The following is a 13443-nucleotide window of genomic DNA, read 5'->3' on the forward strand; positions in this document are numbered from 1 at the left end:
ACATGGACATCGAGGTCGCGGTGATCGGCGCCGGTCCGGTCGGGATGGCGGCGGCCGCGTTCCTGCACCAGGCCGGCGTCGCGGTCCGGGTCTTCGAAGCGAATCCGGACCGCGCGGGGCAATCGAGGGCGACGACGATCCACCCGCGCACCCTTGAACTTCTCGATTCGATCCCGGACGGGCAAGGTTCGCTGGCCGCGCGTCTGGTCGCCGCCGGGAAGCGCGTGCCGAGCGCGCATTTCGCGGCGCTGCCGAACCGGCTGAGCTACGCCGGACTCGACACGTCGTTCCCGTTCGTGCTCATGCTGCCGCAGCCGGAAACTGAGCGGCTGCTCGCCGAGCATCTCTCGGGCCAGGGGGTCGTGGTCGAGACCGGGTGGAAACTTGCCGACCTCGCGCAGGATGAGCAAGGCGTCACCATCGTTTCGGAAACCGGCGACACCCAGCGGGCCGGATACGTCATCGGCGCGGACGGCGCACACAGCGCGACCCGGCACGCGCTGGGCCTCGCCTTCCCCGGAAATCCCGCGACCACAATGGGTTTCCTCGCCGACGTCCGGCTGGAACGCCCGCCTGCTCAGCCGCACAACTGGGATTACGAACGCGGCTCGTACAGCGCGCTTCCGCTGCCCGGCGGCATTTACCGCATCTTCGGCCACGAACCCGGCGACACCGGCCTCACCCCGGAGGAAGCCGCGCGGCGTCAGGCCCGCATCCCGGACGAGGCCGAACTGCGCGCGACGCTCAAACGGCTCGCCGACGACGATTTCGGCATCACCGAGGTCATCTGGGCCTCGCGGACCGGCGACACGACGCGACACGTCGGGCAGTACCGCGTCGGCCGGGTCTTCCTCGCCGGCGACGCCGCGCACGTCCACCTCCCGGCGGGCGGGCAGGGGCTCAACGTCGGCGTGCAGGACGCGGCGAATCTCGCGTGGAAGCTTGCCGCCGAGGTGCAGGGCCGCGCGCCGCGGCGGATCATCGACGGTCCGCAGTCCTACGACGCCGAACGCCGCCCCATCGCGGCCCGGCTCGCGGCGAACACCCTCGCCCAGGCAGCGCTGATGGTCACCTTCACCCGGGGCGGAAAAGCGTTGCGGGACTTGATGTCCGACCTCATCGGCCGCGACGGCGACACCGCGGACGAACTGCGCGGCTGGCTGTCCGGGCTGGACGTTTCCTACGCGGAGGACGGCGGCCTCGTCGGCCGTCGCGTGCCCAACCTCCCGCTCGCCGACGGTCGCACCCTCCATCGCGCGCTGCGGCCAGACCGGTTCACACTCGTGGCTTTTGGTGACACCGTCGTGGAGGGCGAGCACGTCGTGCGCTCCACCCGAGACTGGCACGACTTGGCCGCTGTCCTGGTCCGCCCGGACGGATACGCCGACGAAGTCTGGACCGCGGGCGAAGAGAGCGGAGCACACTGAATGGGCGCTGACACCGCACGCGGCCGTTTCGGCATTCTCGCGATCCTGTGTTCCAGCATTCTGCTCGTCGCGATGGACAACACGATCGTCAACGTCGCGCTCCCGGCTATCCGCACCGATCTCGGCGCGTCGATCAACGGTCTGCAATGGACGATCGACTCGTACACGCTCGTGATCGCGTGCTTCCTGATGCTCGCCGGGGCCACCGGAGACCGGTTGGGGCGCAAGCGAACCTTTATGGCCGGGTTGGTCCTTTTCGGACTCGGCTCGCTGCTGTGCAGCGTGGCCCCGTCGATCGGCTGGCTGGTCGCCGCGCGGATCGTGCAGGCGCTCGGCGGCGCGATGCTGAACCCGGTCGCGATGTCGATCATCACGAACGTCTTCGCCGACCCGGGCGAGCGCGCGCGGGCGATCGGGGTGTGGGGGTCGATCGTCGGTATCTCGCTGGGCGTCGGCCCGGTGCTCGGCGGCGTGCTCACCGAGAGCATCGGCTGGCGGGCGATTTTCTGGGTCAACGTCCCGGTGGTCGTCGCGGCGCTCGCGCTGACCGCGTGCTATGTGCCGGAATCGCGGGCTCCGCACCCGCGCCGCCCGGATCCGGTGGGACAGCTGCTGGTCGTGGTGCTGCTCGGGTCGGTGGTGACCGCCGCGATCGAAGGCCAGCGGCTCGGCTGGGGATCGCCGGTGATCGTCAGCCTGGCCGGGCTCGGGGTCCTCGCATTACTCGCGCTGATCCGCTGGGAACTCCGCCGCCGGGAACCGCTGGTGGAGCTGCGGTTTTTCCGCAGCGCCCCGTTCTCGTCAGCCACGCTCAGCGCGGTGTGCGGCCTCGCCGCGTTCGGCACGTTCCTCTTCCTGTCGCCGCTGTATCTGCAGGACGTGCGCGGGCTGTCGGCGCTGCAATCCGGCCTGATGCTGCTGCCGACCGCGGCGGCCGTGACGATCGCCGCCCCGCTGGCGGGCCGTCTCGTCGCCACCCGCGGTGCGCGGATTCCCCTGCTGACCGCTGGGATCTCAATGACCGCCGTTGCCATCTTGCTGACCACCGCGTCGGCGACCACGCCCCTGTGGCTGCTCGCGATCGCATATGGCGTGTTCGGTCTGGGCTTCGGACTCTTGAACCCGCCCATCACCAACGCGGCGGTCAGCGGCATGCCCCGCTCCCAAGCCGGAGTGGCCGCCGCGGTCGCGTCCACCTCGCGCCAAGTCGGACAGACTCTCGGCGTCGCCATCGCGGGCACGATCCTCGCCGCCGCAGGCACCCCGCTCACCGGACACGCCACCGCCTGGTGGACCGTCGCCGGCGGCACCACCCTGATCATCGCGCTCGCCATCCTCGCCACTACCGCGTGGGCCCGCGCCGGAGCCGAACGGGTCGCCCGCCGTTTCGCCGACGAACCGATCACCGAACCGGTCTAACCGCGACGGGGTGAATCGGGCAGAACTGTGGTCCTTCCGTCGCCTATCCGCGCCGATCGCCCCGCGGCGGTGCGGGTGTCTCCAGAGTGGAAGATGCCCGCACCGTCGGAGGAAAGGCGCCATTCGCATGTCCACCTCGCCCGAGACCCCGGCCCTTCCGACCGCGCGACCCGCCGGGTGCCCATTCGATCCGCCCGCCGAGTACGCCGCGTTGCGGGAGAGCGCGCCGGTGTCGCGGGTCCGCTGTCCGGCCGGCTTCGACACCTGGCTGGTCACCCGCTACGACGACGTCCGCGCCGTGCTCGCCGACCCGGCGCTCAGCTCGCGCGGGGCCTCGTCGGCGCACGTCAAAGCCGATCTCGACCCGTACGCCGAGGTCGACCCGGGTTCGATCATCCAGCTCGACGGCGCGGAACACGCCCGGCTGCGCAAGATGGTCGTCGCCGAGTTCACCGTGCGGCGGGTGGAGCGGCTGCGCGAGTACGTCCGCGAGCAGGTCGAGCGGCACCTCGACGCCATGCTCGCCAAACCCGGCCGGGCCGACCTCGTCCAGGACTTCGCGCTGCCCATCCCCTCGCTGGCGATCTGCGAACTGCTCGGCGTCCCGTACGCCGACCGCGAGCTGTTCCAGCGCCAGAGCAGCCTGCTGGTCAGCACCGACCAGGACGCCGACGTCACCCAGCGGGCGTATCACGAACTGGCCGGTTACCTGGGCACCCTGTTCGCAGGCAAACAGCGGGACCCGCAGGACGACCTGTTCAGCAAGCTCATCGTCCGCGCCGAGGCCTCCGGGGACTCGCTCGACCTGGACGAGCTGATCATGCTCGGCCTCAGTCTCCTCGTGGCCGGGCACGAAACCACCGCCAACATGATCGCGCTCAGCACGCTCGTCCTGCTGGAGCACCCGGAACAGCGCGCGCAAGCCCTCGCCGACCCGCCGCGCGCGGTCGAGGAGCTGCTGCGGTATCTGTCGGTCGTGCAGTTCGGCGTGCTGCGGTACGCGACCGAGGAGGTCAAGGTCGGCGACCAGAAGATCGCCGCGGGCGACTGGTTGATCGCCGCGGTGAACTCGGCCAACCGCGACGAGGACCGCTATCCGCGCGCCGACCAGCTGGACTTCACCCGCGAGTCACCGCGCACGCACGTCGCCTTCGGATTCGGCGCGCACCAGTGCGTCGGCCAGCAGCTCGCGCGGGTCGAGATGCAGGAAGCGCTGACGGCGTTGTTCCGCCGCGTGCCCGACTTGCGGCTGGCGGTGCCGAAGGAAGCTTTGTCCTACAAGCACAACGCGCTCGTCTACGGTCCCGAACAGCTTCCGGTCGCCTGGTCCGCGTAGTTCGTCCGGCCGATCCGCGACCCGCCGGGTTAACCTCGTCGCGCACACCAGCGCAGACCAGGGGGAACCGATGGACGCGGACCAGCCTTCGCGCAAACGCGACGCGACGGCGACCAAGGCCGCGCTGCTGGACGCCGCCGCCGAACTGTTCGCCGACCGCGGGTTCGACCGCACCACGGTGCGCGACATCGCCCACCGAGCGGGCGTCAACCAGGCGCTGCTGTTCCGGTACTTCGGCAGCAAGGACGCGTTGTTCGAGCACGTGATGGCACGCGGCGGCCTGGCGCAGGTCGAGACGACCCCGCCCGAGCGGCTGTTCTCCGCGGCGCTGCGCAGCCTCCTCGACGGCGACGATTCGGCGTCCCGTTCGATCGAGACCTACCTGCGGTCGTCGGGCACCGACCGCGCCGACGAGGCCCTGCGCGCGCAGCTCGACGCCGAGTACACCCGCGCGCTGTCCGGGCTCACCGACCGGCCGGACGCCGAACTCCGCGCCGACCTCGCGATGGCCTGGCTGCTCGGCATCGGCCTGGTCCGCTCGGTCACCCGCAAGGAGCCGCTCGCCACCGCGCCCGCCGACGAGATCGAGCGGCTCATCGGGCCGGCGGTGCGCACGCTGCTCGAACGCAGCGAGTAAATCGCTACAGCCATGCCGAGTCCCGCCGATACCTTCACCGCATGTTTCCGCCCGCCGCCACCGCGGCCGAGTTCGACCAGCTGACCCGCGCGGACCTGCTGCCCGCGGCACGAGACCTGCTCCGGACGCTCGGCGAGCCCGGCGAACCCGTGCCCTTCGCCGACGGCTCGCTGCCGGTGTACGCAGTCGGCGACCAGCTCGTCCTGAAGCTCTATCCGCCGGTGCACCGCGACGAGCTGACTACCGAGCGCACCATGCTGGAAGTCCTGTCCGGCAAGCTCCCCGTCCCCACCCCGGGCGTCGTGCACGCCGGAACGCGCGACGGCTGGGGTTACGTGGTGATGGAACGGCTGCGCGGACGCCCGCTGAAACAGGTCTGGCCCGGACTGTCCACAGCGGACAAGCTCGCGCTCGCCCCGAAGATCGGCGAGGCGCTGTCCGCCTTGCACTCCGTGCGCGATCCGCGATTGTCCGTGCTCGCTCCCGCGGACTGGACCGCGTTCCTTGCCGCGCAGCGGGAGAAGCTGGTCGACCACCACCGCGCGACCGCACTGGACGAACACTGGCTCGCCCAGCTGCCGGAGTTCGTCGGCGCGGTCGACCTGGGCACGCCGGAAACCGCGCCGTTGCACACCGAAGTCATGCGCGACCATCTGATGGTCACCCGCGAAGGGGAGGGCTGGCGGCTGTCCGGCCTGTTCGATTTCGAACCGGCGATGCGCGGCGCGCCGGAATACGAGTTCGCCGCGGCCGGATTGTTCGTTTCCGGCGGCGACCCGGCATTTCTGCGGAGTCTTCTGCTCGCTTACGGTTACCGTCCCGCCGACCTCGGCCCGGACTTCTCGCGCCGTTGCCTCGCGTACGCGCTTCTGCACGTGTACAGCAACTTCCGCTGGTACCTCGAAGTGCTCCCGGCGCCGAAAGAACCTACTTTCGCATCCCTTGCCGACGCATGGTGGGGCGTCTGAAGGGTACCCCCGGACCACCCCGCGACATACCCCCGTAAAAAGGAGTGAAATACGCGACAACCCGGCGATCGCGACGGACACTGGAACCGTTCCCGGGGTACACAGGGGCCGGGACCAGAAGGAGGACCGCCGTGACTGCCGAGTTGAACCATCGGGAGCGGGCAACTCTGCGTGCCGTCGCCGAGGGACACGCGGAAATCAGCTGCAGCTGCGAACCGGACCTGTTCGTCGACGGGTTGAGCTGCTGCGACCAAGGCACTGTCCGCGACCTCGTCCGCAAGGGGCTGATCGAGCCCGCCGAGGACGGGGAGTGCGGAGAGCGGGTGCGTGCGGTGCTCACCGAGGCCGGGGTGCTCGCGTTGGGCGGAAAGCCCGTCGCTGCTTGATCTTCTCCGGGCGGGGTCCGGTGCGCGAGCTAGCCGCGCACCCACTCCTCCCCCAGTTCGACCGCGACCGCCTCGCCGCCGGTGAGGTCGGCCAGCCAGCCGCTGAATCGTTCTTCCTCGCCGGGCGACAACCCGACCTCGAAGTGCGCCGCCGCTTCGAACCGCGTCTCGTGCAGCACGTACGGCGAAGCGCGGAGATCGTTCTCGAAGCGGCCCGCCCGGGTGTAGTCCATCGTTACGTCGAACAGCCGCAACCGCCGGTACTCCACCAGGCCTACCGCGTCGAGCGCGTCCGACACCGCCTGTCCGTACGCCCGGATCAGCCCGCCCGCGCCGAGCAGCACGCCGCCGAAATGCCGGGACACCACCGCGACCGTGTCGGTGACTTCGCGGCGGCGCAACACCTCCAGCATCGGCAGCCCGGCCGTCCCGGCGGGCTCGCCGTCGTCGCTCGAACGCTGGGTGCGGCCGTCCGGGCCGAGGACGAACGCGTGACAGTGGTGCCGCGCCGCGGGTTCGGCCCGCCGGCGGGCCGCGATGACCTCCCGCGCGGCCGCTTCGTCGGCCGCCGGCGCGAGCGCGCACAGGAACCGTGAACGCCGTATTTCAATCTCGTGCAGCCCGGCCACTGCCACGGACAGATAACGATCAGTCATCGGCGCTCCCCCTCACGACCCCCAGTCAACCAGTCGCGAGCCAGGGGTTGACACCCGGCAGGCAGACAGGTTTGCGCAGGTCAGCGGCTTCGCCGACCGCGTGGCGGGAGAGACGGCCCGGCATATGGGAGTACCCCGGAGGGCGTCAACGTATGCGTGGCCTTTCCCACGAGAGCGCGATGACGTATGTCGATCACAGCGAATTCACACTATCGTCATAAGACCCGGCGAACCCGGGAGTCACCACCACGCGCCCCGGCCGGCCCCCACCACACAGGCCGACCCCGGCGCGTGCGCCTGTACAGCGACGTGCAGAACCTTTTCCGCCGCCCATCGCCGTGCGGTGACAAACCATCCGGCACCCGGCCCGGTCGTCGACCGGCCGCGGTCAGCCACGCCTCGCGACGCAGTGCCGCGCCTCGCGACAGCGGAGGCACCGGATGGTTTCCCTTCTCGACTGACCATCGCGGTTTCGGACCACTTCGTTAACCGGTTCAGTGCTGAACACCCCTTCGGAGTGAAAGAAACCGCGCCAACGCCTTGGGAGGCGGCCAGCCGTGACCCACCGTTCGAGCACCCCGGCCACCGACGGCCTTTACGACCCCGCTTACGAGCACGATGCCTGCGGGGTGGCGTTCGTCGCGGACCTGACCGGTCGCCGAGACCATCAGATCGTGACGAAAGCCCTTGTCGCGCTGAAGAACCTGGAACATCGCGGGGCACGCGGGGCGGAACCGGACACCGGGGACGGCGCGGGCCTGCTGATCCAGGTGCCCGACGCGTTCTACCGCGAGGTCGCCGGGTTCGAGCTGCCCCCGGAGGGCAGCTACGCCGTCGGCACCGCGTTCCTGCCGAAGGACGAGAAGCGCCGCGGCCGCGCCATGACCACCATCGAGCGGATCGCCGCCGAGGAGGACATGCGCGTGGTGGGCTGGCGCGAGCTGCCCGTCGACACCGCGCACTGCGGCCCGACCGCCGCGCAGACCATGCCGCACTTCACCCAGCTGTTCCTGGCCGGGCGCAAGAACAATCTCGACGGTCTCGCGCTCGAGCGCGCCGCCTTCTGCGTGCGCAAGCGCGCCGAGCACGCGCTGGCCGAGGACGACGTCTACTTCCCCTCGCTGTCCTCGCGCACGATCGTCTACAAGGGAATGCTGACCGAGCCGCAGGTCGAGAAGTTCTTCCTCGACCTGGCCGACGAGCGCGTGACGAGCGCGATCGGCCTGGTGCACTCCCGCTTCTCCACCAACACTTTCCCGTCGTGGCCGCTCGCGCACCCGTACCGCTACGTGGCGCACAACGGCGAGATCAACACGCTCAAGGGCAACCGCAACTGGATGGACGCCCGCGAGGCGCTGCTCGAGACGGACCTGATCCCGGGCGACCTCAAGCGGATCTACCCGGTCATCACCCGCGGCGCGAGCGACTCGGCGTCCTTCGACGAGGTGCTGGAGCTGCTGCACCTCGGCGGGCGGTCGCTGCCGCATTCGGTGCTGATGATGATCCCGGAGGCCTGGGAGAACCACCAGGAAATGGACCCCGCGCGCCGCGCCTTCTACGAGTTCCACTCCACGCTCATGGAGCCGTGGGACGGACCGGCGCTGGTGGCGTTCACCGACGGCGCGCAGATCGGCGCGGTGCTGGACCGCAACGGCCTGCGGCCGGGCCGCTACTGGGTCACCGACGACGGGCTCGTGGTACTCGCCAGCGAGGTCGGCGTGCTGGAGCTGGACCAGTCCAAGATCGTCCGCAAAGGACGGCTGGAGCCGGGCCGGATGTTCCTCGTGGACACCGTCGCCGGCCGGATCGTCGAGGACGAGGAGATCAAGGGCCAGCTCGCCTCCGAGCACCCGTACGACGAATGGGTCGACGCCGGGCTGCTCCGTCTCGAGGAACTGCCCGAGCGCGACCGCGAGGTCCCGCTGCACGCCGCGCTCGTGCGCCGGCAGCAGGCGTTCGGCTACACCGAGGAAGAGCTGGAGACCATCCTCGAGCCGATGGCCCGCACCGGCGCGGAGCCGATCGGGTCGATGGGCAACGATTCGCCGCTCGCGTCCCTTTCGTCGGGTTCGCGCCCGTTGTTCGACTACTTCATCCAGCTGTTCGCCCAGGTGACCAACCCGCCGCTGGACGCGATCCGCGAGGAGCTGGTGACCGCGCTCGGCACGCAGATCGGCGCGGAGCCGAACCTGCTGGCCGCGGACGCGTCGTCGTGCCGCCGGATCGTGCTGCCGTTCCCGGTGCTGGACAACGACCAGCTCGCGAAACTGGTGCACGTCAACGACGACGGCGACCTGCCGGAGTTCCAGGCGGTCACCGTGATGGGCCGTTACCACGTGCACGGCGGCGGCGAGGCGCTGGTCCAGCGGCTCGACGAGATCCGCGCCGAGGTGTCCGAGGCGATCGAGGACGGCGCGCGGCTGATCGTGCTGTCCGACCGCGGGGTCGATGCCGACCACGCGCCGATCCCGTCGCTGCTGCTCACCGGCGCGGTGCACCACCACCTGGTGCGGGAGAAGACGCGCACGCAGGTCGGCCTCATCGTCGAGGCGGGCGACGCGCGCGAGGTGCACCACATCGCGCTGCTGGTCGGCTACGGCGTGGCCGCGGTGAACCCGTACCTGGCGATGGCGACGGTCGAGGAGATGGCGCACCGGGGCCTCATCCCGGGCGTGACTCCCAAGCAGGCCACCGCGAACCTGATCAAGGCGCTCGGCAAGGGCGTCCGCAAGACCATGTCCAAGATGGGCGTGTCCACGGTGGCCTCCTACACCGGCGCGCAGATCTTCGAGGCGGTCGGGCTCGGCGCCGAGGTGATCGACACCTGTTTCACCGGAACCACCTCGCGGCTCGGCGGCGTCGGCTTCGACACGCTCGCCGAGGAGGTCGCGCAGCGGCACGTGCGGGCCTTCCCGGTCGACGGCGTCCGGGCGAGCCACCGCGAGCTGGAGACCGGCGCGGACTACCAGTGGCGGCGCGAGGGCGAACCGCACCTGTTCAACCCGCAGACGGTGTTCAAGCTGCAGCACTCCACGCGGTCCGGGAAGTACGAGATCTTCAAGGAGTACACGAAGGCGGTCAACGACCAGGCCGAGAAGCTGCTGACGCTGCGCGGGCTGTTCGACTTCAAGTTCGGCGAGCGCCCGCCGGTGCCGATCGAGGAGGTCGAACCGGTTTCGGAGATCGTGAAGCGGTTCGCCACCGGGGCCATCTCGTACGGCTCGATCTCGATGGAAATGCACCAGACGCTGGCGATCGCGATGAACCGCCTCGGCGGGAAGTCGAACACCGGCGAGGGCGGCGAGGACCCGGAGCGGCTGTACGACCCGGAGCGCCGCAGCGCGGTCAAGCAGGTCGCGAGCGGCCGGTTCGGCGTCACCAGCGAGTACCTGGTGAACTCCGACGACATCCAGATCAAGATGGCCCAAGGCGCAAAGCCCGGCGAGGGCGGGCAGCTGCCCGGCGGCAAGGTGTACCCGTGGATCGCGAAGACGCGGCACTCCACGCCGGGCGTCGGGCTGATTTCCCCGCCGCCGCACCACGACATCTACTCGATCGAGGACCTGGCGCAGCTGATCCACGACCTCAAGAACGCCAACCCGGACGCGCGCATCCACGTGAAGCTCGTGTCCGAGGTCGGCGTCGGCACGGTCGCGGCGGGCGTGTCCAAGGCGCACGCGGACGTCGTGCTGATCTCCGGACACGACGGCGGCACCGGCGCCTCGCCGCTGTCCTCGATCAAGCACGCGGGCGGGCCGTGGGAGCTGGGACTGGCCGAAACGCAGCAGACGCTGCTGGCCAACCGGCTGCGCGACCGGATCGTGGTGCAGACCGACGGCCAGCTCAAGACCGGCCGCGACGTGATGATCGCGATGCTGCTCGGCGCCGAGGAGTTCGGTTTCGCGACCGCGCCGCTCGTGGTGTCCGGCTGCATCATGATGCGCGTCTGTCACCTCGACACCTGTCCGGTCGGCGTCGCGACGCAGAACCCGAAGCTGCGCGCGAAGTTCAGCGGCAAGGCGGACTACGTGGTGAACTTCTTCGAGTTCATCGCGCAGGAGGTCCGGGAGTACCTGGCGGAGCTGGGTTTCCGGTCCGTCGAGGAGGCCGTTGGCCACGCCGAGCTGCTCGACAAGCGCAAGGCGGTCGACCACTGGAAGGCCGCCGGGCTCGACCTGTCGCCGATCTTCCACGTGCCCGAGCTGCCGCCGCGCGCGGCGCGGCACCAGACCGTCAAGCAGGACCACGGGCTGGACAAGGCGCTCGACAACACGCTGATCCAGCTCGCCGAGGGCGCGCTGGCGGCGGGCGACAAGGTGCGGCTGGAACTGCCGGTGCGCAACGTGAACCGCACCGTCGGCACCATGCTCGGCTCGGAGCTGACGAAGAAGTGGGGCGGGGAAGGGCTTCCCGACGACACCATCGACGTCACCTTCACCGGCACCGCGGGCCAGTCGTTCGGCGCGTTCGTGCCGAAGGGCATCACGCTGCGGCTGTACGGCGACGGCAACGACTACGTCGGCAAGGGCCTTTCCGGCGGGCGGATCATCGTGCGGCCGCCGAAGGAATCGCCGATCGTCGCCGAGGACCACATCATCGCCGGCAACGTGATCGCATACGGGGCCACGAGCGGCGAGATCTTCATCCGCGGCCAGGTGGGCGAACGGTTCTGCGTGCGCAACTCGGGCGCGCTGGCGGTCGTCGAGGGCGTGGGCGACCACGGCGGCGAGTACATGACCGGCGGCCGGATGGTCGTGCTGGGCCGGATCGGCCGCAACTTCGCGGCGGGCATGTCCGGCGGCGTCGCGTACGTGCTGGACCTTCCGGCGCACCGGGTCAACCCGGAGATGGTCGACATCGACCCGCTGGACACCTCGGACGTGGACTTCCTCCGCGAAACCATCGAAAAGCACTACAACGAAACGGAATCCGCCGTCGCGCGGGCCTTGCTGGCGGACTGGGACAGTGCGGTCGACCGGTTCGGCAAGGTCATGCCGAAGGACTACAAGCGCGTGCTCGCCGCCCAGGTCGCGGCCGAACGCGACGGGCGGGACGTGAACGAGGCGATCATGGAGGCCGCACATGGCTGACCCCAAGGGCTTTCTGACCACCACGCGCGAGGAACCGAAGCGCCGTCCGGTGGACCTGCGCCTGCTGGACTGGCGAGAGGTCTACGAGGACTTCGCGACGACCAAGCTGGAGAAGCAGGCCGGGCGCTGCATGGACTGCGGCATCCCGTTCTGTCACCAGGGCTGTCCGCTCGGGAACCTGATCCCGGAGTGGAACACGCTGGTGTGGCGGGAGGACTGGCAGCTGGCCGCGGAACGGCTGCACGCCACGAACAACTTCCCGGAGTTCACCGGCACGCTGTGCCCGGCGCCGTGCGAAACCGCGTGCGTGCTCGGCATCAACGACGACCCGGTGTCGATCAAGCGGGTCGAGATCTCGATCATCGACCGCGCTTTCGAGGAAGGCTGGGTCACGCCGCAGGTCCCGGTCGCGAAGACGGGCAAGAAGGTCGCCGTCGTCGGGTCCGGTCCGTCCGGACTGGCCGCCGCGCAGCAGCTGACCCGCGCGGGCCACACCGTCGTGGTCTACGAGCGGGCGGACAAGATCGGCGGGCTGCTGCGGTACGGCATCCCCGAGTTCAAGATGGAGAAGTTCCGGCTCGACCGCAGGCTCGACCAGATGCGGGCCGAGGGCACGGAGTTCCGGACGTCGGTGAACGTCGGCGTGGACGTCACCGTCGAGCAGCTGCAGTCCGACCACGACGCGGTGGTGCTGGCGGGCGGCGCGACGGCGTGGCGCGACCTGCCGGTCCCGGGCCGCGAGCTGGACGGCATCCACCAGGCGATGGAGTTCCTTCCGCCGGCCAACCGGGTCGCCTCGGGCGAACTGGAGGAGTCGCCGTATTCGGCCAAGGGCCTCGACGTCGTGGTCATCGGCGGCGGCGACACCGGCGCGGACTGCGTCGGCACGTCGCACCGCCAGGGCGCGAAGTCGGTGACCCAGCTGGAGATCATGCCGAAGCCGCCGGAGTCGCGTTCGGAGGCGCACCCGTGGCCGATGTACCCGATGATCTACCGGGTCTCGTCCGCGCACGAGGAGGGCGGCGAGCGGCTCTACTCGGTCAACACGCAGGAGTTCCTGGCCGACGAGAACGGCCGGGTGCGGGCGCTGAAGCTGGTCGAGGTGCGCAACGAGGGCGGCAAGTTCGTCCCGGTCGAGGGCACCGAAACCGAACTGCCCGCGCAGCTCGTGCTGCTGGCGATGGGCTTCCTCGGGCCGCAGCGCGAGGGCCTGCTGACCGAACTGGGCGTGGAGCTGGACCAGCGCGGCAACGTCGTGCGGGACAAGAACTTCCAGACCACTGTGGACAACGTGTTCGTGGCGGGCGACATGGGCCGCGGGCAGTCGCTGATCGTGTGGGCGATCGCGGAGGGCCGCTCGTGCGCGGCCGGCGTGGACGCCTTCCTGACCGGCCGGGGCGTGCTCCCGGCCCCGATCGCGCCGACCGACCGGCCGATCTCCTGAGGGCTCGGAGCAGGCGCGTCACCGTCGCCGCGCCTGCTCCGTTCGGTTTCGGGATTAGTGCGTCACTGGCGCCGCGCTGA

Annotated in this window: 9 protein-coding genes; 8 read left to right on the forward strand and 1 reads right to left on the reverse strand. The window is 70.1% G+C overall.

The window, feature by feature from the left end:
• The first annotated feature begins 2 nt into the window (after nt 1-2).
• The 6 genes from SSMG_RS28055 to SSMG_RS28080 all read left to right on the forward strand — a co-directional run bounded on the left by SSMG_RS28055 (nt 3) and on the right by SSMG_RS28080 (nt 6173).
• Nucleotides 3-1427, forward strand: a complete 1425-nt coding sequence (locus SSMG_RS28055) for an FAD-dependent monooxygenase (RefSeq protein ID WP_037715097.1) — start codon at nt 3-5, stop codon at nt 1425-1427.
• Nucleotides 1428-2846, forward strand: a complete 1419-nt coding sequence (locus SSMG_RS28060; RefSeq protein WP_009081571.1) for an MFS transporter — start codon at nt 1428-1430, stop codon at nt 2844-2846.
• 127 nt (nt 2847-2973) lie between these two features.
• Nucleotides 2974-4182 (forward strand): cytochrome P450, encoded by a 1209-nt coding sequence (locus SSMG_RS28065; protein ID WP_009081573.1) that lies wholly within the window; start codon nt 2974-2976, stop codon nt 4180-4182.
• Between the two features lie 70 nt (nt 4183-4252).
• Nucleotides 4253-4819 carry a TetR family transcriptional regulator gene (locus SSMG_RS28070; protein WP_009081576.1) on the forward strand — a complete coding sequence of 189 codons (567 nt, stop codon included), beginning with the start codon at nt 4253-4255 and terminating at the stop codon, nt 4817-4819.
• A gap of 41 nt (nt 4820-4860) precedes the next feature.
• Nucleotides 4861-5787 carry a phosphotransferase gene (locus SSMG_RS28075; RefSeq protein WP_009081579.1) on the forward strand — a complete coding sequence of 309 codons (927 nt, stop codon included), beginning with the start codon at nt 4861-4863 and terminating at the stop codon, nt 5785-5787.
• 131 nt (nt 5788-5918) lie between these two features.
• Nucleotides 5919-6173 carry a hypothetical protein gene (locus SSMG_RS28080; protein WP_009081581.1) on the forward strand — a complete coding sequence of 85 codons (255 nt, stop codon included), beginning with the start codon at nt 5919-5921 and terminating at the stop codon, nt 6171-6173.
• Nucleotides 6174-6202: 29 nt separating this feature from the next.
• Here SSMG_RS28080 and SSMG_RS28085 read toward each other — a convergent pair whose 3' ends face one another.
• Complete coding sequence (locus SSMG_RS28085) at nt 6203-6829, reverse strand: YigZ family protein (protein ID WP_009081583.1); 627 nt, start codon at nt 6827-6829, stop codon at nt 6203-6205.
• Nucleotides 6830-7386: 557 nt separating this feature from the next.
• Between SSMG_RS28085 and gltB the strand changes: the two genes are divergently transcribed.
• On the forward strand, nt 7387-11919 hold the full coding sequence (gene gltB / locus SSMG_RS28090) for a glutamate synthase large subunit (protein ID WP_009081585.1): 4533 nt from the start codon (nt 7387-7389) through the stop codon (nt 11917-11919).
• Entirely contained in the window at nt 11912-13363 is a 1452-nt protein-coding gene (locus tag SSMG_RS28095) for a glutamate synthase subunit beta (RefSeq protein WP_009081587.1), read from the forward strand. Before gltB ends, SSMG_RS28095 begins: the two co-directional genes overlap by 8 nt.
• Nucleotides 13364-13443 lie beyond the last annotated feature (80 nt).

It is taken from the genome of Streptomyces sp. AA4 (assembly GCF_000158875.1).
In the GTDB taxonomy this organism is placed as follows: domain Bacteria; phylum Actinomycetota; class Actinomycetes; order Mycobacteriales; family Pseudonocardiaceae; genus Amycolatopsis.